Here is a 26,010-nt window from a genome sequence, read left to right on the forward strand (position 1 = left end):
GCTCGTCATCGACCGCGACCAGGAGGGGAGTCGACCTTGTCCGAAACCGACCTTGCTGCAGCGGATTCGCCGATCGATGTGGAGGTCACCAGCCTTGGCGCGGCGCCGGTGCCGTTGCTGCGGATCACGCCGTCCGATGCTCCGGTGGACACCGCGTTGATTCACTTCCACGGCGGCGGGTACCGAAAGGGCTCGCCGGAGATGTTCGCGGACAGCGTCTCCCGGATCGCGACGGCCTGCCGGATGCAGGTGTACTCGGTGGGTTACCGGCTCTCCACCCGGGCGCCCTTCCCGGCTGCGCTCGACGATGCGTTGGCGGCATACCGCTGGATCAGCGACACGGTTCATCCGGAACGCCTGGCGCTGTGGGGTGATTCGGCAGGAGGTGGCCTTGCCGCGGCATTGTTGCTACGTCTGCGGCAGCTCGATCTGCCGCGACCCGCGGGGGCATTCCTCTTCTCTCCGTGGGCAGACCTGCGCAACGCGGCGGAGAGCTTTCACGAGAATGCGCCCACCGACGAACGGTTCTCGCTGTCGCAGGCGACCGTAGCTGCCGCCGACTATCTGTCCGGCCATCCGGCCACCGATCCACTGGTGTCGCCGGTGCTCGGCGACTGGGCGGGACAGCCCCGGCTGGTGGTACAGGTGAGCGATACCGAAGTGCTGCGCGACGACTCGGTGCTGTTGGCGCGGGTGGCCGCAGCCTCGGGGGCCGATGTACGCCTGACGGTGCATCCCGGCCAGCCACACATCTGGAACCTCGCCTATCCGTCGACCGACGCCTCACGATCGGCGATCGCCCACATGTCCGAGCAACTCGCCGAACTGTTCGCCCCGACTGCCTGACTCGCGACAGCAACCGATTTCACGCCGACAGCACCCGCCCACACGCCGACAGCAACCGCCCTCACGCTGACAGCAACCGCCCTCACGCTGACAGCAACCGATTTCACGCCGACAGCACCCGCCCTCACGCCGACAGCACCCGCCGATTCGACAGCGAAGGCTCGGAGGCGGCCGACAGTGGTTGCTGTCAGCGCGAAATCGGTTGCTCTCGGCGGAAATCCGGTTGCTGTCGCGGGGAGGGGACGCTCGGCCGCGTGCGGCCGTCAGTCGCGGTTGCCCGATTCCATGTCGTCGCGCGCCATGAGTCCGTCGCGGGCCCGCTGCTCCTGGTAGACCAGACGGCCGATGCGGTGCGCGATCACCGGGGCTGTCATCAAGGCGAACAGGCCGGCGAGGATGAGCATGCCGATGTCGACGTTGTCGCCGAGGCGGATGATGGCCCCGGTGAGCATCAGCAACAGCCCGAAGGTCTGCGGTTTGGTCGACGCGTGCATGCGGCTCAGCGTGTCCGGGAAGCGCAGCAGCCCGATCGCCGTGGTCAGGGCCAGGAGGGCACCGGTGATGAGCAGGACCGAGGAGATGATGTCGCTGATCATGCCTGGTCATCCCGGACGCGGAAGCGGGCGATGGCCACCGACCCGACGAAACTGAGCAGCGACAGCGCGACGATGGCGGGGACCACCGTGGAGTCCCGACTGTAGGCTGCCCACGCGCCGAGCCCACACATGCACAGCGCGATCATCGTGTCGAGCGCGACGAGTCGATCCAGTGTGGTGGGGCCGCGCAGGGCACGGATCGTGGTGAGCGCCGCCGCGGCCATCAGCATCGCGCTCACGATCACCCACACGTAGGTCATCGGGTGCTCCCGTCGGTCGTGTCCGACTGTTCGGAGATGGTCTCGAGTCGAGTACCCGCGCGCACGCGGGCCCGGTCGGTGTGCCGGACGTGGTGATAGTCGTCGTCGATGCCGTGATAGGGGCTCGGATGCCACTCGCTGTCACGTTCGAAGGCCCGGATGAACGCCCGCTCGACGAAGGCGATCTGCTTGTAGAACGCCTTCACCTTCTTCTCGGTGCGCACGTCGAACACATGGATGTAGAGCATGCGGCGACGGTGATCGATCTCGAGGACCATGGTGCCCGGCACCAGGTTCAGATAGTCGACGGCCAGCGTGAGCACGAGATCGGACTTGATCGCCACCCGCACCCGCATCACCGCGCCCAGCGGCGGTCGGCCCGGCCGGACGGCGGCCCACGCGACCTGGGTGCTGGAGATGACGAAGTCGACGAGCAGTCTCGCGACCAACACGACCAATGCCAGGGGATGGATGCGGCCCTCGACGGGCACACGGGGCAGCGGGAGCAACGTCACCACCGCGATGGCGACTACCAGGCCGCCGACGATGTTCGCCCAGGAGATGGTGCCCCACAGGAGCACCCAGACGAAGGTCAGCCATGCGAGGTTCCACAGACGGACGGCGACCTCACGCCCGTCACTACCGAGCCAGCGCGGGAAACCGATGTGTTCGCGTCCCCACACCCAGACCTTGACGGTGTTCCAGAACAGGAACAGCAGCGAGGCGCGCCAGACGACGATGATGCGGGCGCGCAGCGACGACCGTTGGGTCGAACGTGGCGTCGTCATTTGTCGTCACCTCCGAGTACCGCCTCCATGTAGATACCCCGATCGGTGAGATCGGTGGCGGCGCGGTCGGTGAAGCCGATGATCGGGCCCGCCCACAGTGTCAGCACGAGTCCTGCGGCCACCATGATGACCGTCGGGATGACCATGCCGATCGGCATCCGGCCCACGTCCTCGCGGTCGTCGAACGCGATGTCGGTGGCGCTCTCGTCGATCAGTGCCGACGGTGCGCGGTCGGCCAGATCGCCTTCGGGGGCGTCGGCACGCGGACGCCAGAAGCCCTTCGTCCACACACGGGCCACCACGTAGAGCGTCAGCAGGCTCGTCACGACCGACCCGGCGACCAGCACCCAGGCCAGCACCGACCCGTCCTGGACGCCCGCCTCGAGAAGGGCGACCTTCCCGATGAACCCCGAGAACGGCGGGATGCCACCGAGGTTGAGGGCCGGTATCAGGAACAGACCGGCCAGCACCGGGCTCGCGACGAGACCACCGAGCCTGCGCAGCGACGACGACCCGGCCTGCCGTTCGATCAGACCCACCACCAGGAACAGCGTCGTCTGCACCAGGATGTGATGGGCGACGTAATAGATCGACGCCGACAACCCGAACTGCGACGACAAGGCGATGCCGAACACCATGTAGCCGATGTGGCTGACCAGGGTGAACGACAGCAGACGTTTGATGTCGGACTGCGCTATCGCACCGAAGATGCCGACCAACATGGTGAGCAGACCCGCGATCAGCAACAGATTGTCCATCGAACCGCCCGGGAAGAGCAGCGTGTGCGTGCGCATGATCGCGTACACACCGACCTTGGTGAGCAGGCCGGCGAACACCGCGGTGACCGGCGCCGGTGCGGTCGGATACGAGTCGGGCAGCCACGTCGACAGCGGGAACACCGCCGCCTTGATGCCGAAGGCCACCAGCAAGACCGCGAACAGGGCGTTACGCGTGCCGTCGGGGACGTGGTCGAGGCGGGCGGCCATCTCTGCGAGGTTCAGGGTGCCGGTCGTCGCGTAGGCGAACGCGATGCCTGCCAGGAAGATCAACGACGACACCATCGACACCATCACGTACGACGCGCCCGCGCGCACACGGTCGGCGCTGGCGCCCAGCGTGAGCAGTACGAAGCTCGCCGCGAGCAGCACCTCGAACGACACGTAGAGGTTGAACAGGTCGCCGGCCAGGAAGGCGTTGCACACGCCTGCGGTGAGAATGAGGTAGCTCGGGAAGAAGATCGACACCGGCTGCTGCTCGGTCCCGTCGCGGACACCCTGACCGATGGCGTAGAGCACCACGCACAACAGCACGATGGTCGAGACCACGAGCATCAGGGCCGCCAGCTGGTCGACGACGAGGGTGATGCCCAACGGTCCGTTCGGGTAGCCCTTGCCGCCCCAGCCGCCGATCGCGACGGCGAAGGTCCCGTGCTCGTTGGTCAGGTAGAGCAGCATGCCCGACGCGATCAACGCGACGGAGATCGCGCCGACCGTGATCGCCCGTTGGAACGTGGGACTGCGGCCGAGCAGCATGGTCAACGCGGCCCCGCCGATGGGGACCAGGGTGGGCAGGACGATGAGAACCGTGACCCACGACGGCTGCGGGATCATCGGTCGTCTCCATCTGCTCGGTCCGACTCGTCGATCGGGACACCACCGGCATCGGTGGCGACGTCCTCGTCCGCCGGGTCGATGTCGTCCGGTTCGTCGTCGGTGACGTCCTCGTCCGTGACGTCTTCGTCGACGACGTCGGAGTCCTCGGGCATGAGGTCGGTTTCGATGACCTTCTGGTGGAGGGTGGCGAACTCCTCGGGGGTGAGTGGATTGCCCTCGTCGTCGAAGAAATCGCCTGCCGTGGTGTCGGCGAGCGTGACCGGATCGTCGCTGCGGTCGCGGTCGGGCGCGTCGAGCAGCGAACCGGTCACGATCTTGCGGTCCTCGGGATCGTCGGACACTTCGTCGTCGTCACGGTTGATCACGAACAGTCGGTACACGAGCGACAGCACGAACGCCGCGATACCCATCGTGATGACGATCGCCGTGAGCACCATCGCCTGGGCCAACGGGTCGGCGTCGGCCGCGCGGCTCTCCGAGGCGCGACCCATGATCGGCGGGTTGCCCATGCCCCCGGACACCACGATGATCAGCAGGTTGATGGCGTTGCCGCACAACAGGAGTCCGAGCAGCATCCGGATCAGGCTGCGTTCCATCAGCAGGTACACACCGCAGGCGGCGACCACGCCGACCACGATCAGCAGTCCGAGGTTGATGCTCATCGGACCACCTCCTCGGTCGGGGTCTCCACGGGTGCGGGGGAGTTGGCGATGTCACCGGACTCCACGTCGAGGCGGGCGCCGAGACTGCGCAGGATGTCGAGGACCAGTCCGACGACGATGAGGTAGATGCCCAGGTCGAAGAACAGTGCGGTCACCAGCTTGACGTCGCCGAGTACCGGCACGGTCACCTCGAACACCGCCGACGACAGTGCGGGCGCACCGAGGAACAGCGACACCACCGCGGTCACCGCGGAGATGGTGAGTCCGGCGCCGAGGATGCGGCCCGGCTCGATCGGCAACGCCTCACCGAGTTCGTAGCGCCCACCGGCCAGATAGCGCAGCACGAGTGCCAGGCCCATGGTCAGGCCGCCGGCGAATCCGCCGCCGGGTGCGTTGTGGCCCGCGTAGAAGAAGTAGACCGACAGGACCACCATCGTCGGGAAGATCAGGCGCGTGGTGGCCTCCAGAACCATCGACCGATGGCGCGGGTCACGGAAGTCGCTGCCCAGCAGCCAGGTGGTGCGATCGGGCGGGATCGGGTCGTCGTCGCCGTTGATGCCGGCTTGCAGGCGGGCCGCGTCGGCGACGCGAGGCGCCGCGCCGAAGCGTCGGTTGCGGAACACCATCGACGCGACACCGGTGGCGGCGACGATGAGCACCGAGACCTCGCCGAGTGTGTCCCAGGCGCGGATGTCGACGAGCAGGACGTTCACGGCGTTCGCGCCGTGGCCGAACTTGTAGGCGGCCTCCGGGAGGTCGATGTGCAGCGGCTGCTCGGAGCGTGCTGCCGCGGCGAACAGGCCGATGGCGACGAGCGCGGCGCCGAAGGCGATGCCGATCAGGGCCCGCAGCGCACGGAAGCCGGTGGCGTGGCGAGGTTCGGGCTCGGCGGGCAGCTTGCGCAGCACGAGAACGAAGATGACCAGCGTCAGCGTCTCGACCAGGAACTGGGTCAGCGCCAGGTCCGGTGCGCCGTAGAGCGCGAACAGCATGCCGGTGCCGTAGCCGGTGATGCCGACGACGAGGGTGGCCGCGAGTCGGTTGCGCATGACCGTGGTGGCCAGCGCGGCGGCGACGAGGATGCCGCCGATCACCAACTGGATCATCGAGTCGAAACCGGCGACCTCCACTCGGCTGCGGGCACCCCAGAACAGCACCGCGACCGGCAACAGGATGGCCGTCGACAGGATGACGCCCTGGGTGATCGGCAGCGAGCCGCGCTGGGTGTTGCGGGTCAGCATGAGCGACAGGGTGTCGGCACCGCGCAGTGTCGCGTCGTAGATGCGGTCGGCGTTGAGGATCGGACGGTAGCGGAACAGCACGTCGCGCAGGCGACGGATGACCAGGAACAGTGCCGCACCGCCGACCACGACGATGATGGAGAAGTAGACGGGCAGTCCGAGTCCGTGCCACATGGCCAGGTGTTCGAGCTCGTGCCCATAGCCGGGCAGCGTCTGCGCATACGGTTCGAACACGTCGCCGATCAATGGGCTGAGCAGTCCGGCGACGACTCCGGCAACCGCCAGCAGGACCGGCGCGGCCAGGAACATCGGTGTCGGCGAGTGCATCTTGGCCACCGCCGGGCTGGGCGTGGTCCGCACCTTGCGCCCGAACGCGCCCCACAGGAATCGGCAGGTGTAGGCGAACGTGATGATCGAGCCCACCAACAGCACGATGTCGATGACCTCGGATTGCCAGACCTGATAGGCCCCGCTGTTCCAGACCGAACCGAAGGCGGTCTCCTTGCCGACGAAGCCGATCGTGAACGGCAGTCCGGCCATGCTGGCGCCGGCCACCGCCGCGGTCAATGCGAGGACGGGCGCACGATGTCCGAGACGTGCGAGTCGTCGGATGTCGCGGGTACCGGTGGCGTGGTCGATGATGCCGACCACCATGAACAGTGATGCCTTGAACAGGGCGTGCGCGATGAGCATGGTGAGGCCGGCCATGGCGACGTTGCTGTCGCCGATGCCCAGCAGGACCGCCATGAACCCGAGCTGCGACACCGTGCCGAACGCGAGGATGAGTTTGAGATCGAGTTCGCGCAGCGAGCGCCAGCCGCCGATGACCATGGTGATCATGCCGAGGACGACCACCGAGATGTGCCAGCTCGGGGTGGTCGAGAACGCGGGCGCGAGACGACCGATCAGGTAGATGCCCGCCTTCACCATGGCTGCCGCGTGCAGGTAGGCGCTGACCGGCGTGGGGGCGGCCATCGCGCCCGGCAGCCAGAAGTGGAACGGGACGATGGCCGATTTGCTGAGGGCACCGATGAGGAGCAGGACCACCGCGCAGTCGACGAAGACGCCCGAGGCAGGCGGATTCGCCAGCAGATCCGAGAGCAGGTAGCTGCCGGTCCGTTCACCCAGCATGACGATGCCGACCAGCATGGCCAGCCCGCCGGCCGTGGTGACCAGCAGCGCCTGGGTGGCCGCGCGGCGGGCGGTCGCACGAATCCGATAGAAACCGACGAGCATGAACGACAAGACCGTCGTCAGTTCCCAGAACACGTACATGACCAGCATGTTGTCGCTGATGACCAGGCCGAACATGGCCGCGGCGAAGGCGATCATCTCGCCGCCGAACACAGCGACCCGCGGTCGGGCGTCGTCGAAGTAGTGGGCGCAATAGCAGAGCACCAGGGCACCGACGCCCAGGATGAGGACCGAGAGGATCGCGCTCAGGGTGTCGAAACGGGTGACGATGTCCATCTGGAGGACCGGCACCCATTCGATCGTCTCGACCCTGGGCGTCGCTCCCTGCTGGGGCCAGTTGAGGATGACCCAGACCAGCCCACCGGCCGGCGCGAGCGCGAGGACGTAGAAGCCAGGGGTGCCCAGCCACTTGATCACGGGGGGTGCGAGCAGCGCACAGAGCGCGAGCGCAGCAAGCACAGAGATCAAGTGGGCACACCGTCTTTCGTGGTCGGGCGGGGTGTCACGGGCAATGCCCGTGATGCCTACTTTACCGTTGCGGGCATGTCTCGCTTCGCTCGGCTTGCCCGGCTGCTCCTCGCGCTGCTGGTGATGACCGTGCTCGTGGCCGCATGCGGAACAGCACAGGACGACCCTCCGCGCGGCGCTGACCTCCCGAAAGACTTTCCGGTCGAGCAGGTTCCAATCGTCGACGGGACGGTGTTGTCGGCCGACGGTAATCGCGCCGACGGATGGTCGGTGACGGTGCAGGGCGCGCGTGAGGACGGCAACGTCCTCGATGCTGCGGTGAAGACACTCACCGACGACGGCTACACCGAGTCGCAGCGCAGCGGCGACGGAGGTCAGCAGGTGGTGATCCTGTCCGCGGCGAAAGGCGGCACCACCTACTGGGTACAGGTCGGGACAGCTGCAGGAGCCGCAGGCGGCGGAGCGTCGGTGTTCTATCAGGTCAGCGTCTGAGCCGTCGGGTCACAGCTCTCGACCGTGCGGTCGGGTCGCAGGTCTCGACCGTTTCGTCCGATTCACAGACAACTGACAGTCCCGCGGCAGAAATCGGCCAGGTGCCGTCAGCACGGTGGAACTCACATTTTCGTTCGTAGAAAGCGAGTGACACCGATGTCCACACCTCAGGGCACGACCATGGCCGAGCCCCAGACCAGCGACCCGTCGGAGCAGCGGATAGACGAGCACGCGCCGACCGAACCCATCACACCGCAGCCGGTGGCCGAGACCGGCAACGGCGTCACCGACAAGGTGCGCAACGCGGTGATCGCCGGAGGCATCGGGATCGCCGTGGTGTTCGCACTGATCGGATTCGGCGTCGGCTACGTCGTCGGCGATTCCGGCTCGTCGTCGGATCAGGGACCCGGGATGAACATGCAGGGTGGCGGCATGGGGCCGGGCGGCGCCATGGGATCGGGTGGTCAGGGCGGAATGGGTCAGATGCCGATGCCCGGTGGCCAGGGTGGCATGGGTCAGATGCCGATGCCGGGAGGCCAGGGTGGCATGGGCCAGATGCCGATGCCGGGTCAGGGTGGCACGGGCCAGGTGCCGGATCAGCAGGGACAGATGCCCGGCCAGCAGGGTCAGGTCCCCGGTCAGCAGGGGCAGACCCAGCAGAACCCGGGGCAGACGGCCGCACCGCAGGGTTCCGCCGGGGCGTAACGCGACCGGCAGCCCCTCAGTCCAGCCGTCGCTCGGCGTAGGCGCGCAGATTCTCGACCTGCGCGGCGTCGAGCGACGGACGCACTCGTGACCGCGCATCGGCTATGTCGTCGGGTCCGACGGTCGCTGCATCGATGTCGCGGCGCATCGCCGACAACGCGGCTTCGCGCAGCAGGGCCGAGCAGTCGGCGGCAGAGTATCCCTCGAGGCCGGCGGCCAGGTCGTCGAGCTCGACCCCATCGGCCAGCGGTACGTTGCGCCCCGAGGCGCGCAGGATGTCGGCGCGCGCCTGCGCGTCCGGCGGTGGCACGAAGACGAGTCGTTCGAGTCTGCCGGGGCGTAGCAATGCCGGATCGATGAGATCGGGACGGTTCGTCGCGCCCAGCACGACGACATCCTGCAGCGGCTCGACGCCGTCGAGTTCGGTCAGCAATGCGGCCACCACCCGGTCAGCCACCCCGGAATCCGACGACTGGCCGCGACGCGGCGCCAGCGCGTCGACTTCGTCGAGGAAGATCAGCGAGGGTACCGACTCGCGTGCCCGTTCGAAGAGGTCGCGCACGGCCTTCTCCGACGATCCGACCCATTTGTCCATCAGTTCGGCGCCTTTGACGGTGTGCACCGACAGGCGCCCCGACGCGGCGAGTGCGCGCACCACGAATGTCTTGCCGCATCCCGGCGGGCCGAACAGGAGCACGCCGCGCGGCGGGTCGACACCGAGCCGGGTGAACGTGTCGGGGTGCTGCAGTGGCCACAGGACGGCTTCGGTGAGCGCCTGTTTCGTTTCGACCATGTCCCCGACCTCGTCGAGCGTGATGGATCCGAGCGTCACCTCCGGCGAATCCATCCGCGACACCGGGCGGATCACCTCGAGGGCGCCGAGCAGGTCGTCGGTGCGCAACGCGATCGGCGGTTTGTCGGCGGACTCCGACGACCCGTTCCCGGTGAAGCGAGCGGCCGCCCGCAACGCCGCCTCCCGCGCCAGCGCCGCCAGATCGCCTGCGACGAATCCTGGGGTCCGTGCGCCGACGGCGTCGAGATCGAGATGACCGTCGGCGGGCACGTCGGTGAGGATCACGCCCAGCAGGCGTGCTCGTGTCGCGGCGTCCGGCAACCCGACGATGAGCTCTCGATCGCAGAGCGACGGATCCCGCAGTCGACTGTCGAGGCGCACCGGTTCGGCGGTCGTCGCGATCAGCGCCACCGACTCGCCCTCGGATCCGTTCTGGGCGGTGCCATCGGCGATGCAGGAGCGCAATTCGTCGAGGATCAGCGTGGACACCGGCTCTGGTGCCGCGTTCTCTCGGGGCGCCGGCAGCAGGGCGTCGACGTCGGTGATCACCAGCACGCCACCCCGGTCGCGTCGGAGGTCGGCGATGGCCGAACGGACCGCGGCGAGTCGTGCGTCGGCCTCGAGCGCCCCGACCGTCGGGCCGTCGACGATCCGCAGCGGCCGGCCCGCGCACACCGAACGCGCCAGGGTCGCCTTGCCACCACCTGCCGGGCCGGTGATCAGCACACCGAGGCGGGGCGCGGCACCCAGGGTGCGCAGCACCTCGGGCTCGTCCAGCGTGATCGAGAGCCATTCGGTGAGCTTGGCGACCTGCGCGTCCACGCCGACGAGCGTGGACACCGGCCGCACCGCGCCTGCCGTCGACGATCCGTTGGTGGTCACTCCGGGGCTCGTGCGGGTGCTGTCCGTCGCGGGCGGCGGCGGCACCGATGCGGACGCCGCGAAGCCCATCGCCGTCGACGGCGGGGGCGTCGGCGCCGACGACGCGCCCGGCACACCGACCCGGCCGTCGGTTCCGGCCCAGAGGACCGCGGTGTTGGTCTGCACGCTGACAGGGCCTGCGGGCTCGGTGGCGGTGACGGTGAGCAGTTCGCTGGTCCAGGTGATGCCCACCGACACCGCGAGAGCCCGGGTGGCCGCGCCTGCCGCGAACTCGGGTCCGAGGTCGCGCGGCAGCAGGGAGACGGAGTCGCCGACGGACACGACCTTGCCGAGCAGGGCCCGGCGCAACGTGGTCTCGTCGACGGAGCCGCCGGCCTGTGCCGAGCCCGCCACCACGATCCGCGTCGCACCGTGCACACGGACGGGGGCCAACACCACCGCAGCGTTCTCCGTGATGCCTGCGTTGGCGAAGGTGATGTCGTCGAGCAGCGCGGTCCCGGTGGGTGTCGAACTGCCGGCGGCGGCGATGACCGCCGCGGTGACGCGCGCACCGGTGATCGCCACCGCGTCCCACTCCCGCAGGCCGAGTGCGGCGAGCACCTCGGGATGGACGCGGACGATTCCGCGCCGCGACTCGGTGGCCGACGGATTCACGCGTGCGGTCAGGGTGAGCTGCAGGGGGCCGGTCATCCGGGGGAATCCTCCGTCGACGATGCGGGTGGTTCGGTGATCGGACCGGCCTCGGGCAGAGGTTCTGAGTGAGGGGGCTCCGAGTCAGGGACCTCCGAGGAAGTGGCCGTCGCGGCGGCGGCATCCGAAGAAGGAGCCGCGGTCGGTCGGCGGAGGCCGAGCCGTGCCTGGGACCGGCCCGGGCCGGGCAGTCGGCGCCGACGACCCGGCTGGGCACGGGCGATCGCCCGACGCTGCGCGCGACGCTCGGCCGGGCGATCCTCCCAATGCTCGGGACGCGAGGCCACCCATCGCTGGTTGCGCCAGGCGAACGGGATGTGGAGCAGATACGCGCCGATCAGGATCATCATCAGCACGTACGGGAACGTGAGCAGCAGAGCCGCGCCGATCGCGACCACCACCAACAGCCCAGCCAGGGCGCGCGGCGGCACGGATGTCGTCTTGAACGACGCGGTCGGGACTCGACTCACCGCGAGCAGCGCGGAAAAGACCAACCAGGCCCCGACCGCGGTCGGCGACGTCCACCAGCCGTCGCCGAACTGTTGGGACAACCCGACGGGAAGCAGGGCGATGATCGCGGTCGCGGGGGCAGGGACACCGACGAAGAAGTCACGTGTGTACCCGGGTGCCTCGTCGTCGTCGAGCAACGTGTTGAACCGGGCCAGCCGCAGCACGATCGCGCAGCAGTAGACCAGCGTCAGCACCCAGCCGATGTCGGCGCCGTTCATCAGATGGAGATAGACGATGAGGCCCGGGACGACACCGAAGTTGATGGCGTCGGCGAGCGAGTCGATCTCGGCGCCGATGCGGGTGGTGGCGCCCATCATCCGGGCGACCCGACCGTCGATGCCGTCGAGCAGTGCGGCCGCGACGACGAGTCCCATCGCGGCGTCGATGTCGCCGGTCCCCGCGACGCGGATGGCGGTGAGCCCGGCACAGATGGCCAGCACTGTCAGTGCCGACGGCACGAACAGCCGTCCGGCCGCCGCCTGACGGGAGAATCGGGTGCGTTCGGGCTGAGGTGGTGCCGTCGCCTTCGTGGTGCGGCTCGGACTGCGTGTGGCGTGGGTGGTCGGGGTGCGGTGCGAGGTCGACCGGTCGTGTCTGCGCTGTGTCGGCATCGATCAGGTCAGTGTCGCGAAGACGGTTTCGGCACCCACTGCGCGCTGTCCGACCCGGACCTGCGGGACGGTGCCCCGGGGCAGGTAGACGTCGACACGCGAGCCGAATCGGATCAGCCCGTAAGTGTCGCCGACGGTGAGCTCGTCGCCGACGACGGGCTCACAGACGATGCGCCGGGCGATCAGACCGGCGATCTGCACCACGGCGACGTCGTGGACGTCGGCGCGGCCGGTCGGACACCGCAGCGTCATCGTGGTGCGTTCGTTGACGCTGCTGGCCTCCGGGAGATCGGCGGACACGAAGGAGCCCGGCGTGTGGGTCACCGTGCTGACCGTGCCGCTGACCGGGACTCGCTGGACGTGCACGTCGAAGATCGACAGGAAGGTCGAGATGCGCGGCATCGGCTCGCAGCCCAGACCGGATTCGGGCGGCGGGGTTGCCTCGTCGACGAGCGAGATGGTGCCGTCGGCCGGTGCGACGACGATGCCCGGCTCGATCGGTGGCACCCGCCGGGGATGCCGGAAGAACGCGGCACAGGCCCCGGCCGTCACCGCCGCGGGACGGGCGATCCACGGATGACGTCGCCCGAGCAGTGCCACCACCGCCGGTCCCGCGACGAACGGGATTCCCGCGGGATGGATGGGAGGTATGGTCTCGCGCGCCAGCTCGAGGAGGTGTCCCGCTCCGCTCGCAGAGCCCTCCGGACGCGGCCGCCTGGCCACCATCTACCTCCTGTTGCCGTTTCTCGTGCGTTCGCTTCAGCTTAAGCGTTGATCGGTGACGCCCTCGGATCGTCGGTGCGCGGATCAGCGGACCGTCAGAGCACGAGGACCCGCACCGGCGTGCCGGCGGGGACGGTGTCGACATCGGCTGCGATGTCGATGAGTGCGTCGGCACGGGCAAGGTACCGCAGATGGTGCGAGGCAGGCGGGCCGATGGGGTCGACCTCGAGGATTCCGTCGGGATCGTCGGTTCGTCGCAACTCACCGCGCAGAAACTGCCGTTTACCCGCCGGCGACCGCACGTCCGACCGCAGCCGCGCGGTGGTCTGCTCGCGGTGGGGAGGCAGCCCCATCGCGGCACGCAGCGGTGGCCGGATGAAGATCTCGAAGGAGACCAGCGAACTGACCGGGTTACCGGGCAATGTGACGATCGGCACCCGACGGCCGCGGGGGCTCGGGTAATGCCCGCACCCCTGCGGCATGCCGGGCTGCATCGCCACCTTGACGAACTGCACGTCGTCGGACTGTGCGAGGGCATCCTTGACCACCTCGAACGCGCCGGCGCTGACCCCGCCGGAGGTGATGATCAGATCTGCCTCGTCGCTGATCTCGTCGAGTCGGGCGCGGAAGGCGGCGACATCGTCGGTGACGTAGTGCAGGTGGCGTGCCTCGGCGCCCGCCTCGGTTGCGGCCGCGGTCAGCATCGGACCGTTGGATTCGTAGATCTGCCCGTGCTGCAACGGTGTTCCGGGCGTGACGAGTTCGGAGCCGGTGGACAACACCACCACCCGTAGCCGTGATGCCACCGCGACGTCGGTGATGCCGAGCGCGGCGAGCAGACCGATCTGCGGGGCGCCGAGCCGGGTGCCCGCGCGCATGGCGGTCTGACCGGCCTCGATGTCCGAACCCGCGGCCCGAATGTGTTTGCCCGCCGGCACCGACGCGCGGATCTGCACGATCGAGACCCCTCCGTCGGTCTGTTCCACCGGGACGATCGCGTCGGCGCCGCCGGGCACCGGCGAACCGGTCATGATCCGGTGTGCCGTGCCGGGTGCCAACGTCAGCTCGTCGGTGCGGCCGGCCGGGATGTCCTCGGCGACCGGTAGTCGGATTGGGGATTCGCTTGTGGCAGTGGAAATCTCGTCGGATCGAACGGCATAGCCATCCATGGCCGAGTTGTCGAAGCCGGGCAGCCCGATCGGAGCCACGACGTCGGTGACCAGGACCGATCCGTGTGCGTCGGCCACCGGCACGGTGACGGTTGCGGGCTCGCCGAACAACGCGGCGACGACAGTCTGGTGGTCGGACACCGATCGCATCCGCTCAGCATGCCATCTGCGCGCCGTCCCCCGTGCAGCGCGCGGCGGGGCGGACTAGATTTCTGGTCATGACGCTCGGCCTGCTGCTCGACATCGACGGGGTGATGGTCACCTCGTGGAAGGCACTTCCCGGGGCCGTGCAGGCCGTCGAAACGCTGGCCGAGCAGGGCTACCCGCGGATGTTCCTCACCAATACGACATCGCGTTCGCGGGGTGAGATCGCCTCGCTGCTCACCGATTGTGGGTTCGCCGTCGAACCCGACGAAATCCTCACCGCGGCCAAGTTGACCGCCGAATATCTCGCCGCCCATCACCCCGGTAAACGGGTGTGGGTGCTCAACCAGGGACCGATCGTCGAGGACATGACCGGGGTCGAGACCACCGACGACCCGTCCCGCGCACAGGTCGTGGTGCTCGGTGGCGCCGGACCGGTGTTCACCCACGAGGCGCTCTCGACCGTGCTGGAGTTGATGGTCGCCGGCGTCCCGGTGATCGCGATGCACCGATCGATGACGTGGTCGACCGCGCACGGGCTGAGTATCGACACCGGCGTGTATCTCGAGGGTCTGGAGAAGGCCGCGGGGCGCAAGATCCGCGCGATCGGCAAGCCGTCGCCGCTCGGATTCCGTGCGGCCGTCGAGATTCTGCAACTCGAGCCGACGCAGGTGGTCATGGTCGGCGACGACATGCACAATGACGTCCTCGGTGCCCAGGCCGCCGCCCTCGTCGGCGTGCTGGTGCGCACCGGGAAGTTCCGCGAGGAGGCGCTGCGCGATCTGCAGCGCGACGAGTTCGGGCCGGTACCCGACCACGTCATCGACTCGATCGCCGACCTGCCCATGCTGATGGAGAAGCTCGCTGTGCGCTAGGCCGGGTGCCGGCAGGTGATGCCGTCGCCGACATGGCCGCCACCTGTCCCGAGGTCTGGCTGCCAGATGCAGCCGTGGACCCTCGAGCGGTGTCGGCTATGTCAGGGGATCAGGCTGCTCGTGCGCCCGACGACTCGGCGGCGCGCTTGATCTTGTCCAGCGTCTCGGCCATGCCCAGCTTGAGTTCCGCCTCGAAATTGGTGGTACCGCCCATGAACTTGTCCACGAGCACCGACGACACCTTGGTGGTCTTCCCTTCGGGAACCTCGCGCTTTTCGGTGACGGTCACGCCCGAACCGTTCGGCTCGATGGTGTAGCTCCACACGGTGTGGTTCTCGGCGACGCGGAAGGCCAACTCGCGGGTCGGTGAGAAGCGGACGACCTTGGCGGTCGTCGGCCAGATCAACGGACCGCGGCGGTTGATGTTGATGGTCCGCGTGCCCAACCCGACCGGGCCGTTGCGGATGATCATCTTCTTGCACTGGGGGCTCCACTCGCCCATCCGGCGCAGGTCGGAGACGACCGCCCACACGGCCTCTGCGGAGGCGTCGATCTCGATGGATTGGGTGATCAGCGGCGCGGCCATGGTGGGTCCCCTCGGTGTCGTTCGACAAGATTCCTGGCGACCCTATGGGCTTGTTGTCTGACCGTCAATAGCGACGGGACAGGCCCAGCCGCCGGTCAGAAGCCGATCGCCGAACCGATCACTGCCCCGACGCCGATGAACACGGCCCCACAGATCCACCCGGCCGGATGCTCGTCGTCGTCGAGCAACAGGGTTCCGAGCTTGCCGGGGGTGAGCCAGTCGATGAGCACGAACGACCACATCATCACCGCGATGGCCAGCACCGCGTAGATCGCGGTGTAGAGCACCCCGCGCCACAACTCCAGGGTGAACGAGTCCCGGATGCCCGCGACCATCACGATCGACAGGCCGATCACCTGCGCCGTGGCCAACATGACCGCATTGCGGTTGTGCTCCAACCAGATCAGGTTCCGCAGCCGGCCCGGTGTGACGAGGTCGAGAGCCAGGAACCCGACCACGAGCAACACGATCCCGACGATGCCGTACGCCGCGGCGTCGCCGATGTTGTCGCGCAAGTGGTCCATCGTCTCTCCCGTCGGTGACCGTGCTCCTCTGGGAGAAACAGTAGCGATCAGGCGTGCCCGACCGGCGCGTTTGTTCGATGTGGCGCGCCGAGCCCGAGGTTCTCCCGCAGCGTGCGGCCGGGGTATGCGCTCCGGTAGACGCCGAGGTCCTGCAGGATCGGTACGACGTCGGTGACGAAGCGGTCGAGACCGCCCGGTGTCAGATGTGGGACCAGGATGAAACCGTCGCTGGCATCGGCCTGCACCAGCGCGTTGATCTCGTGGGCCACCGTAGCCGGCGACCCGACGAACGCCTGTCGACCGGTGACCTCGATGATCAGTTCGCGGGTGGTCAGGTTCCGGGACTCGGCGAGTGCGCGCCACTGCTTGGCCACGTCACGCGGGTCGCGGTGCAGGCGCACACTTGCCCGTCCCTTGCTCACGGTGTTCTCGCCCGGTATCGGGTCGACGACGGGCAACGGACCGTCGGGGTCGTGGTCGGAGAGATCCCGATTCCACAGTTGTTCGAGGAACTTGATCGCGGTCTGACCGCTCACCTGGGCCAGCCGCACCTCGTGTGCGATCTCGGCGGCCTCGGTGTCGGTGTCGCCGAGTACGAACGTCGCCGCGGGCAAGATCAGCAGTTCCTCGCGTCGACGACCGTGCGCGGCCAGACGGCCCTTGACGTCGGCATAGAACGCACGGCCTTCGTCGAGCTTGGAGTGCCGCGAGAAGATCGCGTCGGCGCGCGCCGCGGCGAACTCTCGTCCGTCGTCGGAATCCCCGGCCTGGAAGATGACCGGCCGCCCTTGCGGACTGCGCGGCACCGCGAAGTTCCCGGAGATGTCGAACTGGCTGTCGGTGTGCCAGAAGGTTCCGGCGTCGTCGCGGCCAAGGAACCGCCCGGACACCTTGTCGGCGACGATGTCGTCATCGCGCCAGGAATCCCAGAGTTCCAGGGCCACTTCGAGGAACTGGCGCGCCCGCACATAGCGCTGATCGGACGGGAGATAGCCGCCACGACGAAAATTCTCGCCGGTGAACTCGTCCCACGACGTCACGACGTTCCAGGCCGCACGTCCGTCGGACAGATGGTCGAGGCTGGCGAACTGTCTGGCCACCTCGACCGGTTCGTTGAACGTCGAGTTGATCGTGCCCGCCAGGCCCAGATGCTCGGTCACCGCGGCCAGTGCCGAGAGGATGGTGAACGTGTCGGGCCGCCCGACGACGTCGAGGTCGTAGATGTGACCGTTCTGCTCCCGTAGACGCAGCCCCTCGGCGAGGAACAGGAAGTCGAAGAGTCCACGTTCAGCGGTCTGCGCGAAATGGACGAACGACTCGAACTCGATGTGGCTGCCCGCGCGGGGATCGCTCCACACGGTGGTGTTGTTGACACCGGGGAAGTGGGCGGCGAGGTGAACCTGTTTGGTCTCGGTCATCGGCCGGCTCCTGCGGTTGCCGGGGCGTAGCGACTGATCGGGGTGGCGAGCCCGAGCCGGCCGCGTAACGACGTCGGTCCATCCGGTGTCCGGAAGAGTTTGCGGCGCTGCAGTTCTGGTATGAGGTGCCGTGTGATCTGGTCGAGGTCGTGCGGAATCGTGGCGGGCCGCAAGCGAACTCCCGTGACACCTGTGCCAGGCTCGGTGAGTGCCACGACCAGGTCGGCCAGCGATTCGGCTGTACCCGAGAAGACCGGAACGCCACCGGTGTACGGCGTTCCGAGCAGGTCATCGAGCCGTGTGCGCCGATCCTGCGCCGCGGCAGCGCGGTCATCGAGGTGGACGAGGACATCGGCGAAGACGTGCAGTGGCTCTGCCGCCCGGCCCGCAGCGTCACGGGCGCGGCGTAAGTCGCCTGCGGCCTGTGCCGCCGACGCCGGGTCGTGGGCGCCCGTGAAGGCGATGTCGGCCGCTGCGCCCGCGAAGCCGACCGCCTCGGTGCCTGCGGCGGTGACCGCGACGATGGGCTGACCCTGGGGTGGCCGTGGGGTGATCGACGGCCCGCGCACAGAGAAGTACTTGCCTGCGAAGTCGATGTAGTGCAGCTTGTCGCGGTCGACGAACCGGCCGGTTGCCACGTCACGGATCTCGGCGTCGTCCTCCCAACTGTCCCAGAGCCGTCGCAGCACCTCGACATAGTCGGCGGCCTCGTCGAACAACTCGGCGTCGCGTACCCGGGCATCGGCCGGCAGCGTCCGCCGACCGAACAGTCGGGCGTCGGGAGCGCTCCCGGCGACGTCCACGATCACCCCCGCCCGGCCGTGAGAGACGAAATCGAGGGTGGCGATGGCCTTCGCCGTGTGGAACGGCTCGGTGTGCGTGGCCACGATACTCGGAGCGATACCGGCGAACCGTGTCGTCGGCGCCACCCGTGCTGCAATCAGCGTCGAATCAAGATGTCCGGCAGCCAGATCGGAGATCGGACGGTCGATCCCATCCGTCGTCGGAGGTCTCCTGCGCAGTGTGTCGGCGATGGTGATCAGCTCGATCCCGGCGCGATCGGCGGCGCCGACGACATCGATCCAGTATCTGGCGGAGAGCAGTTCGGCGGGCCGGGCGTCGGGTTCGCGCCAGGCGAGGGGATGCCAACCCGCCCCGGACAGGGCGACGGCCAGATGCGGTGGACCCGATGCGGTCATGTGGTCAGCTCCTCGTCGACTGGTGTCCGGCGTTCACCCTGCACAACGCCCGCAGCGTCCGGATCTGGTCCGAAGTCGGCGGAATCGATCAGCGTGAGTGCAACTCTCGCCAATCGCCGGGCAGTCGGGCTTACTGGATGATCGGCATCGCAATCATTTCGGGAGGAGCGTGGTCATGTCGTGGCTGACCCGGATGCTCGAGACGGAGCATCGGCATCTGCTCCAGGCGGTGACCGGACTCGTTCCGGAGGCCGCCTTCGCCACGGACCTGTGTCCGGGAACCAGATGTGGCTGTGGCGCAGGGGAGTACGGCGCGACAACGACCACCCATATACATCGGCTCGACGTTCGGGCGCCATCATGACCCGCTTCGAGGACACGCACCGCATCCCCCTGTCGGTGCTCGACCTGGCGCCGATCAGTGCCGGGACCGACGCCGCAACCGCCATCCGGCGCACGGTGGAACTCGCGCGGCTGGCCGAGGAGCTGGGATATCGGCGCTACTGGCTGGCCGAACACCATTTCGTCGCGGTCGCGAGCGCGTCGACGACGACGCTGATCGCCCTGGTCGCCGCCGCGACCGACCATATCCGGGTGGGCAGTGCCGCAGTACAGATCGGTCATCACACCGCGGCGTCGGTGGTGGAGGCTTTCGGCACCGTCGACGCGCTGCACCCCGGACGGCTCGACCTCGGGCTCGGCCGGTCCGGACAGCGCCGTACGGAAGCATTGTCGGCGTTGGCCGCAGGCCGTCGCGTCACCGAGCAGCGGCCCGAACAGTGGGTCGACGGCCTCCTCATCCCGGAGCCGTTCCCGATCGAGGGCCTGCTCACGTCGCCGCGGCTGCAGACGATGAGTCGGGCGCTGGAGTTCGAGGGCGCGCGGCAACCCGATTTCGCCGACGCCGTCGACGACGTACTCGCGTTGCTACACGGCGGTTTTCACATCGATGACGTCGAGGTGCGGACCGTTCCGGGCGAGGGGGCCGACGTCGACGTGTGGATCTTCGGCAGCAGCAAAGGGCAGAGCGCCCAGGTGGCCGGGGAGAACGGGCTGCCGTTCGTGGCCAATTATCACGTCAGTCCGTCGACGGTGCTCGAGGCGGTCGAGGCCTACCGGGCGGCGTTTCGGCCGTCGGAGTTCCTGGGGCAACCGTATGTCGTCGTATCGGCCGATGTCGTCGTCGCCGACGACGATTCGGAGGCCCGTCACCTCGCCTCCACGTACGGGCACTGGGTGTATGACATCCGCAGCGGTCACGGAGCGTCGGAGTATCGGGATCCGGCGACGACGCCCCCGCTGACCGAGCAGGAGCGCCGCGTCGTCGACGACCGGATCAGAACCCAGTTCGTCGGCGCCCCGGGCGCGGTGGTGCAGGGTCTGGAGACGCTTGCTCGTGTCACCGGCGCCGACGAGTTGGTCGTCACCAGCGTCACCCACGACTTCGACGACCGGAAGCGTTCCCACGCCCTCCTCGCGGAGGCATGGGGTCTGACGCCGACGGCGTGACTGCCGACAGCAACCGCCACGTCACCGACAGCAACCGCTTTCCCGCCGACAGCAACCGCCACGTCACCGACAGCAACCACCTTCCCGCCGACAGCAACCGCCACGTCACCGACAGCAACCGCTTTCCCGCCGACAGCAACCATCACAACGCCGAGAGCACCCGACCGCCCTCGGGAGATCCTGAGGATGGTGGGTGCTCTCGGTGCGAATCTGGTTGCTGTCGCGGGATTCTCGGTTGCTCTCGCGTGATTTCTGGTTGCTGTCGCGAGCGGGAGAGAGAGTGTCAGCCGACGGTGAGCATGTCGTACTCGCCGACCTTGCCGGCCAGCGACGACAGGTGGTCCTGTGTGCCGCCGAGGGTGTGGCCGATGGCGGTCAGCCGGCTCAGGTAGTGCCCGACCGGGTACTCCGCGGTCATACCGATACCGCCGTGCATCTGCACGGCCTCCTGACCGATGAGCCGGGCAGACGTGGTGATCTGCAGCTTGGCCCGCGACGCGACGACGGGGTCGCAGACTCCGTCGGCGAGCGAGGTCGTCGCATACAGGCTCATCGACCGCGCCAGCTCCAACTGCACGTACATGTCCGCGGCACGCTGCGTGAGCGTCTGGAACGTCGACAGCGTCACCCCGAACTGCTTGCGCGTCTTCAGGTATTCGACGGTGAGTTCCAGGGCGCGCTCCATCGCACCGAGTGCCTCGGCGCACAGAGCTGTCTGGATCCCCACCTCGGCATCGGCGATGACCGACGACGCATCGCCACTGCCGAGACGGGTGGCCTGCGCATCGGCGAACTCGATCTGCGCGCCACGACGTCGGTCGTGCGTGCGGTACGGGGTGCGCGTCACGCCGGCTGCGTCCGCATCGACCAGGAACAGTCCGATGCCGTCGTCGGTGCGTGCCGACACGATCAGCTTGTCGGCGCAATCACCATGTCCGACCAGTGTTTTGGTTCCGGTCAGCTTGTCGCCGGTGGCGGTGGTGGCCACCTTGGCCGACGGCCAGCGGTCGCCGGCCTCGAGGTGGGCGAACGCCATCAGTAACTCGCCCGAGGCGAGTCCACCGAGGAGTTCGGCCCGGGTCTGCGCGTCGGCGGTTGCCGCCACCAATGATCCCGGCACCAGCACGGAATCCAGGTAGGGCTCGGGTGCAAGGGCGCGGCCCAACTCGGTCATGACGCTGGCGAACTCGACCGGTCCGGCACCCATGCCGCCGTCGTCCTCCGGGAAGGTCAGGCCGAGGATGCCGATGTCGGCCAACGACTTCCACACCGCCTTGTCCCAGCCCAGCTCGGTGTCGGTGACCGCACGCACGGTCTCCACGTCGTATTTCTTGGTCAGTACCTCGCGAACGGTGTCGCGCAACATCGACTGTTCGTCGGAAAGTTCGAAATCCATGATCCCTGTGTTCTCGTGTCTGGCGGAAAGTGGTTGCAGGACGCGGGATCTAGAGACCCAGCACGGCCTTGTCGATGATCTGTCGCTGGACCTCCGACGAACCGCCGTAGATGGTGACCTTGCGGTAGTTGAGGTAGGTCGGCACGCTCAGCTGTGCCCACGCGGGCGACGACACATCGGCGGTACCGTTTCCGGCGGCCGAGTCGAGTCCGGCGACCGGCAGCGAGTCCGGGCCTGCGATGTCGGCGAGCAACTCCATGGCGTCCTGCTGCAGCTGGCTGCCACGCAGCTTCAGCAACGACGACGCGGGGTTGGGCTTGCCGTCGGCCGACGATGCGGCCACGCGCAGCTGAGTGAGTTCGAGGGCGAGCAGTTGGTTCTCCAGCTCGGCCAGGCGCGCGGCGAACAACGGGTCCTCCAGGAGGGTGCCGCCGCTCGCGGTGGTGGTCTCGCGGGCCAGTTCCTTGGCACGCGCCAACTTGGTCTTGGTGTAGCCGACGCGGGCGATGCCGCTGCGCTCGTTACCGAGCAGGAACTTGGCCTGGGTCCAGCCTTCGTTCTCGTTGCCGACGAGGTTCTCGGCCGGGACCCGAACATCGTTGAAGAAGACCTCGTTGACCTCGAAGCCGCCGTCGATGAGCTGGATCGGGCGCAGCTCGACGCCCGGCGTGTCCATCGGGAAGAGGAACATGCTGATGCCGGCCTGCTTCTTCACGTCCGGGTTTGTCCGGGCGAGGCAGAAGATCCAGTCGGCGAACTGTCCGAGGGTCGTCCACGTCTTCTGTCCGTTGATGACGTAGTGATCGCCGTCGCGGACCGCGCGGGTCTTCAGGGAGGCGAGATCCGAACCGGCCTCGGGCTCGGAGAAGCCCTGGCACCACCAGATGTCGAGGTTCGCGGTCTTGGCGAGGAACCGCTCCTTCATCTCCGGCGAACCGAACTGCGCGATGACCGGCCCGATCATGCCGACGTTGAACGGCAGCAGATCCGGCACGAATGCGAGGCTCATCTCCTCGCGGTAGATGTGCTGCTGGATCGGGGTCCAGTCCTTGCCACCCCACTCCACGGGCCAGCCGGGGGTGGCCACACCGTGCTCGTTGAGGATGCGGGTGGTGGTCACCATGTCGTCGGGGTAATTGAGGCGGCCCGCCTCGCAACGCTGCCGGATCTCGTCGGGGACCTTGGCGAAGATGCTGCGGATCTCCTCGCGGAAGGCCTCTTCCTCGGGACTGAATTTCAGCTGCATGGGTACTGTCTTACTCCTTGTCGAGGGGTTTTGCGGACGTCTCGGGCACGCGCCCGCGACAAGCAACCGACTCTGCGTTTGTCGCTGAATGTAGCCGGACTCGGGTGCTTAATGCAATGGTCTTTGCGATAATGGCCGCCATGTCGAGTGTGTCCACACCAGAGGACGGAACCGCCCGAGCGCGGCCGGGTGGTCGGAGTGCGCGGGTGCGGCGGGCGGTGTATCGCGCCGTGGGTGATCTCGTCGAGCAGGGGCGCGGCAACAGCATGACCATCCCACAGGTGTCCGAGCTGGCGGGAGTGAATCCCACCAGCGTGTACCGCCGGTGGGGCACGGTCGACGCCCTGCTGGGGGAGGTGGCCGTCTACGTCCTGACCCGCGACGAACCGGCCCCTGATCGTGGGGATCTGCGGGCGGATCTGACCGTGTGGGTGCGGGCCATCGCCGGCGACATCGGTACGCCGCCACGCCGGGCGCATCTGCGTGCGATGGTGGCCGCTCGGGACGGGTTGATCGAGCAGTGCCCGTGCTTCGAATTCCGGCGCGACCAGGCCGTGGTCATGATCGAACGGGCGCGCGAGCGTGCCGAGTCCACGCCGAGCGTCAACCAGGTCCTCGACCATGTCATCGCGCCGCTCTATCACCGAGCCGTTTTCGGGCTGGCGCTCGACCAGGATTTCGCCGTCGGACTGGTCGACGACGTCATGTCGATGACCGGACGGAGCGGCCCCACCGCCTAGTCTCTCCCCATGAAGAATGTGCACGCATTCGGCGACGACGCGCTCGGCGACCGCGACGGTCTCGCGGTCGCGGCGGCGATCTCTTCGGGGGAGATCTCGGCGGTCGAGGCGCTCGAGGCCGCGCTGACCCGTGTCGACGCGGTCAATGGGCACCTGAACGCCGTCGCCGTCGATGATCGTGAACGGGCTGCGAAACGTGCCTCCGACAACTCCTTCCCGGCCGGGTCGTTCGCTGGGGTCCCGTCGATCATCAAGAACAACACCGCCTTTGCCGGTCTGTCGACACGGAACGGTTCGGCAGCGGTCCCGGCCACCCCGGCTCCCGGCAACGACGGTTTCACCGACCAGCTGTTGTCCACGGGCATCAATCTCGTGGGTGCCTCGACGATGCCCGCGTTCGGGCTCACCGCGACCACCGAGTTCGTCGATCGGGCGCCGACCCGCAACCCCTGGGACACGGACTATTCCAGCGGTGCTTCGTCGGGTGGGTCGGCAGCTCTGGTGGCGTCCGGGGCGTTGCCGATCGCCCACGGCAACGACGGCGGTGGGTCGATCCGGATCCCCGCCGCAGCCTGCGGTCTGGTCGGCCTCAAGCCATCTCGGGGGAGGGTCGTGGCGTCGGCGACCGGCAAGATCTTGCCGATCGACATCATCTCCGACGGAATCCTCAGTCGAAGCGTCCGGGACACAGCACATTTCATCGACGACGCGGAGAAGTTCCGCCGACCGTCCGGCCTGCCGCTCGTCGGTCTCGTCGAGGGGCCGTCCGCGCGCCGTCTGCGCATCGCCCTCATCACGGACACGGTCACCGGCGCGCCGATCGACCCCGAATCCGCGTTCGCGCTCGAAGCGGCGACCGCCCTGCTCACCTCGCTCGGCCACGAGGTCGAGGAGATCCCCATCCCGGTGGATGTCCGCTTCGTTCGGCAGTTCACCGACTACTGGTCGATGCTGGCCTTCTCCGTAGACACCTTCGGTTCCCGTGTGGTCGGGGCCGGATTCGACCGCGACGCACTCGACCCGTTCACGCGTGGATTGGCCCGCCGATACCGTCGGGCATTCTGGCGGACGCCGACGTCGATCCTCGGGTTGCGACGAGCCACGACCGAATTGCGAAGGGCTTTTGCCCGTTTCGACCTGATCATGTCGCCGACGCTGGGTCACACGACCCCGCGGATCGGCCACCTCGATCCCGGTGGTGACTTCGACATGATCTTCGACCGGCTCATCCGCTATGTCGCTTTCACCCCGGCCAACAACACGTCCGGGTTGCCCGCCATCAGCCTGCCGATGGGGCAGACCTCGGCCGGCCTACCACTCGGTGTGCATTTCAGTGCCGACCTCGGACGCGAACGCACCCTGCTCGAGTTGGCCTTCGAGATCGAGGCGGCGCAACCGTTCGCCCGGATTCAGGACGGCTGAACCCCGACGGGTTCGGCAGCCCCGGCCACCTCGGTAGCCCCGGTGACCCGTGCCGGGAGCCGCCCTTCGTCGCGGTAATGCCGGTATGCCCACCAGGTGGCGATCGCCGGCCACGTGACACCGCCGTAGACGGCCAGGCGTTCGACCAGCCCGAGCATGCTGCCGTTGATCGACTGGGAGAGCAGCCATGCCAGCAGGGCGAGGAGAGCGATCGTCGCCATCGTCGCCACCACGGGCCGGAACGGCAGTGGGGTGCCGGGTGCGCGTGACGCGCTGAGCAGCGGCCAGATGGCGAGAATCGTGGTCCCGATCGCGGCGGCCGCGAAATGAATGGTCGTCATTCCGGGAAAAGCGTTGACGCCCACCGGGCATGCGGCCACCACCAGACCGCACACCCCGGCCACGGCCAGGGCGATGCGGGCGATGCGACGCACCGGGAGGCCCGTGGCGGTGATGATCTGGCACAGGCTGCACCAGACGAAGCCGATCGTCGTCACCACCGCTGTCTGTTTGATCGAGGCCAACACGCTCATCGTGTCGCCGATCGAGCTGTACTTCACCCCGCCCAGCAGGTATTCGGCCAGTAATCCGGCGGCGAAGAGGCCGCACGGGCCGAGCACCGAGAATGCCAACGACCGGTGTCGGACCGGTCGATCGTGCCTGCGGAATCGCCCCGCGAGATCGGAAATCATGCGTACCCCCCTGTCA

General features: G+C 68.0%; 24 protein-coding genes. 7 read left to right on the forward strand and 17 right to left on the reverse strand.

Annotated elements, in window-relative coordinates:
- The first annotated feature begins 36 nt into the window (after window positions 1-36).
- Complete coding sequence (locus AAFP35_RS01515; protein WP_419219749.1) at window positions 37-846, forward strand: alpha/beta hydrolase fold domain-containing protein; 810 nt, start codon at window positions 37-39, stop codon at window positions 844-846.
- Between the two features lie 263 nt (window positions 847-1,109).
- Here the strand turns inward: AAFP35_RS01515 and mnhG are convergent, their stop codons facing one another.
- The 6 genes from mnhG to AAFP35_RS01545 are packed head-to-tail and all read right to left on the reverse strand — an operon-like array spanning window position 1,110 to window position 7,668.
- Window positions 1,110-1,442 carry a monovalent cation/H(+) antiporter subunit G gene (mnhG, locus tag AAFP35_RS01520; protein WP_419219750.1) on the reverse strand — a complete coding sequence of 111 codons (333 nt, stop codon included), beginning with the start codon at window positions 1,440-1,442 and terminating at the stop codon, window positions 1,110-1,112.
- Entirely contained in the window at window positions 1,439-1,702 is a 264-nt protein-coding gene (locus tag AAFP35_RS01525; protein WP_419219751.1) for a monovalent cation/H+ antiporter complex subunit F, read from the reverse strand. The genes mnhG and AAFP35_RS01525 overlap by 4 nt, the downstream gene beginning before the upstream one ends.
- Complete coding sequence (locus AAFP35_RS01530) at window positions 1,699-2,490, reverse strand: Na+/H+ antiporter subunit E (RefSeq protein ID WP_419219752.1); 792 nt, start codon at window positions 2,488-2,490, stop codon at window positions 1,699-1,701. The genes AAFP35_RS01525 and AAFP35_RS01530 overlap by 4 nt, the downstream gene beginning before the upstream one ends.
- The gene (locus tag AAFP35_RS01535) at window positions 2,487-4,100 is read right to left on the reverse strand and encodes a Na+/H+ antiporter subunit D (RefSeq protein ID WP_419219753.1); all 1,614 of its coding nucleotides are present in this window, start codon (window positions 4,098-4,100) and stop codon (window positions 2,487-2,489) included. Before AAFP35_RS01535 ends, AAFP35_RS01530 begins: the two co-directional genes overlap by 4 nt.
- Entirely contained in the window at window positions 4,097-4,765 is a 669-nt protein-coding gene (locus tag AAFP35_RS01540; RefSeq protein ID WP_419219754.1) for a Na(+)/H(+) antiporter subunit C, read from the reverse strand. The genes AAFP35_RS01535 and AAFP35_RS01540 overlap by 4 nt, the downstream gene beginning before the upstream one ends.
- A complete protein-coding gene (locus AAFP35_RS01545; protein WP_419219755.1) occupies window positions 4,762-7,668 on the reverse strand; it encodes a Na+/H+ antiporter subunit A in 2,907 nt (968 codons plus the stop codon). Before AAFP35_RS01545 ends, AAFP35_RS01540 begins: the two co-directional genes overlap by 4 nt.
- Before the next feature lie 75 nt (window positions 7,669-7,743).
- Between AAFP35_RS01545 and AAFP35_RS01550 the strand changes: the two genes are divergently transcribed.
- Window positions 7,744-8,160 (forward strand): hypothetical protein, encoded by a 417-nt coding sequence (locus AAFP35_RS01550; RefSeq protein ID WP_419219757.1) that lies wholly within the window; start codon window positions 7,744-7,746, stop codon window positions 8,158-8,160.
- A 156-nt stretch (window positions 8,161-8,316) separates the two neighbouring features.
- A complete protein-coding gene (locus AAFP35_RS01555) occupies window positions 8,317-8,865 on the forward strand; it encodes a hypothetical protein (RefSeq protein ID WP_419219758.1) in 549 nt (182 codons plus the stop codon).
- A 16-nt stretch (window positions 8,866-8,881) separates the two neighbouring features.
- Here the strand turns inward: AAFP35_RS01555 and AAFP35_RS01560 are convergent, their stop codons facing one another.
- From AAFP35_RS01560 to glp, 4 genes are all read right to left on the reverse strand, one after another.
- The gene (locus tag AAFP35_RS01560) at window positions 8,882-11,230 is read right to left on the reverse strand and encodes an AAA family ATPase (protein WP_419219759.1); all 2,349 of its coding nucleotides are present in this window, start codon (window positions 11,228-11,230) and stop codon (window positions 8,882-8,884) included.
- Window positions 11,227-12,351, reverse strand: a complete 1,125-nt coding sequence (locus tag AAFP35_RS01565) for a CDP-alcohol phosphatidyltransferase family protein (RefSeq protein WP_419219760.1) — start codon at window positions 12,349-12,351, stop codon at window positions 11,227-11,229. The genes AAFP35_RS01560 and AAFP35_RS01565 overlap by 4 nt, the downstream gene beginning before the upstream one ends.
- 3 nt (window positions 12,352-12,354) lie before the next feature.
- Window positions 12,355-13,074, reverse strand: a complete 720-nt coding sequence (locus AAFP35_RS01570; protein ID WP_419219955.1) for a phosphatidylserine decarboxylase — start codon at window positions 13,072-13,074, stop codon at window positions 12,355-12,357.
- Between the two features lie 95 nt (window positions 13,075-13,169).
- Window positions 13,170-14,393 (reverse strand): gephyrin-like molybdotransferase Glp, encoded by a 1,224-nt coding sequence (glp, locus tag AAFP35_RS01575; protein WP_419219761.1) that lies wholly within the window; start codon window positions 14,391-14,393, stop codon window positions 13,170-13,172.
- A 68-nt stretch (window positions 14,394-14,461) separates the two neighbouring features.
- On the opposite strand from glp, the gene AAFP35_RS01580 reads away from it, so the two are divergent.
- Complete coding sequence (locus tag AAFP35_RS01580) at window positions 14,462-15,262, forward strand: HAD-IIA family hydrolase (RefSeq protein ID WP_419219762.1); 801 nt, start codon at window positions 14,462-14,464, stop codon at window positions 15,260-15,262.
- A gap of 109 nt (window positions 15,263-15,371) precedes the next feature.
- Here the strand turns inward: AAFP35_RS01580 and AAFP35_RS01585 are convergent, their stop codons facing one another.
- From AAFP35_RS01585 to AAFP35_RS01600, 4 genes are all read right to left on the reverse strand, one after another.
- On the reverse strand, window positions 15,372-15,848 hold the full coding sequence (locus AAFP35_RS01585) for an SRPBCC family protein (protein ID WP_419219763.1): 477 nt from the start codon (window positions 15,846-15,848) through the stop codon (window positions 15,372-15,374).
- Between the two features lie 95 nt (window positions 15,849-15,943).
- Window positions 15,944-16,372 carry a DUF350 domain-containing protein gene (locus tag AAFP35_RS01590; RefSeq protein ID WP_419219764.1) on the reverse strand — a complete coding sequence of 143 codons (429 nt, stop codon included), beginning with the start codon at window positions 16,370-16,372 and terminating at the stop codon, window positions 15,944-15,946.
- A gap of 47 nt (window positions 16,373-16,419) precedes the next feature.
- Complete coding sequence (locus AAFP35_RS01595; protein ID WP_419219765.1) at window positions 16,420-17,790, reverse strand: NtaA/DmoA family FMN-dependent monooxygenase; 1,371 nt, start codon at window positions 17,788-17,790, stop codon at window positions 16,420-16,422.
- Window positions 17,787-18,989, reverse strand: coding sequence for an LLM class flavin-dependent oxidoreductase (locus AAFP35_RS01600; protein WP_419219766.1), 1,203 nt, complete (start codon window positions 18,987-18,989; stop codon window positions 17,787-17,789). The genes AAFP35_RS01595 and AAFP35_RS01600 overlap by 4 nt, the downstream gene beginning before the upstream one ends.
- A 360-nt stretch (window positions 18,990-19,349) precedes the next feature.
- On the opposite strand from AAFP35_RS01600, the gene AAFP35_RS01605 reads away from it, so the two are divergent.
- The gene (locus tag AAFP35_RS01605; RefSeq protein WP_419219767.1) at window positions 19,350-20,498 is read left to right on the forward strand and encodes an LLM class flavin-dependent oxidoreductase; all 1,149 of its coding nucleotides are present in this window, start codon (window positions 19,350-19,352) and stop codon (window positions 20,496-20,498) included.
- Window positions 20,499-20,781: 283 nt separating this feature from the next.
- Here the strand turns inward: AAFP35_RS01605 and AAFP35_RS01610 are convergent, their stop codons facing one another.
- Both AAFP35_RS01610 and AAFP35_RS01615 read right to left on the reverse strand, forming a co-directional pair.
- Window positions 20,782-21,894 (reverse strand): acyl-CoA dehydrogenase family protein, encoded by a 1,113-nt coding sequence (locus AAFP35_RS01610; protein WP_419219769.1) that lies wholly within the window; start codon window positions 21,892-21,894, stop codon window positions 20,782-20,784.
- A 49-nt stretch (window positions 21,895-21,943) separates the two neighbouring features.
- Window positions 21,944-23,140: an acyl-CoA dehydrogenase family protein gene (locus AAFP35_RS01615; protein ID WP_419219770.1), complete on the reverse strand. Its 1,197-nt coding sequence runs from the start codon at window positions 23,138-23,140 to the stop codon at window positions 21,944-21,946.
- Between the two features lie 140 nt (window positions 23,141-23,280).
- Here AAFP35_RS01615 and AAFP35_RS01620 point away from each other — a divergent pair, with 140 nt between their 5' ends.
- Window positions 23,281-23,880 carry a TetR-like C-terminal domain-containing protein gene (locus AAFP35_RS01620; protein WP_419219771.1) on the forward strand — a complete coding sequence of 200 codons (600 nt, stop codon included), beginning with the start codon at window positions 23,281-23,283 and terminating at the stop codon, window positions 23,878-23,880.
- 9 nt (window positions 23,881-23,889) lie between these two features.
- Window positions 23,890-25,302, forward strand: a complete 1,413-nt coding sequence (locus AAFP35_RS01625; RefSeq protein ID WP_419219772.1) for an amidase — start codon at window positions 23,890-23,892, stop codon at window positions 25,300-25,302.
- Here AAFP35_RS01625 and AAFP35_RS01630 read toward each other — a convergent pair.
- Window positions 25,290-25,994, reverse strand: coding sequence for a DUF998 domain-containing protein (locus AAFP35_RS01630; RefSeq protein WP_419219773.1), 705 nt, complete (start codon window positions 25,992-25,994; stop codon window positions 25,290-25,292). The genes AAFP35_RS01625 and AAFP35_RS01630 overlap by 13 nt on opposite strands.
- Window positions 25,995-26,010: the final 16 nt, after the last annotated feature.

Origin of the sequence: Gordonia sp. CPCC 206044 (assembly GCF_048537895.1) — a bacterium.
Lineage (GTDB): Bacteria > Actinomycetota > Actinomycetes > Mycobacteriales > Mycobacteriaceae > Gordonia.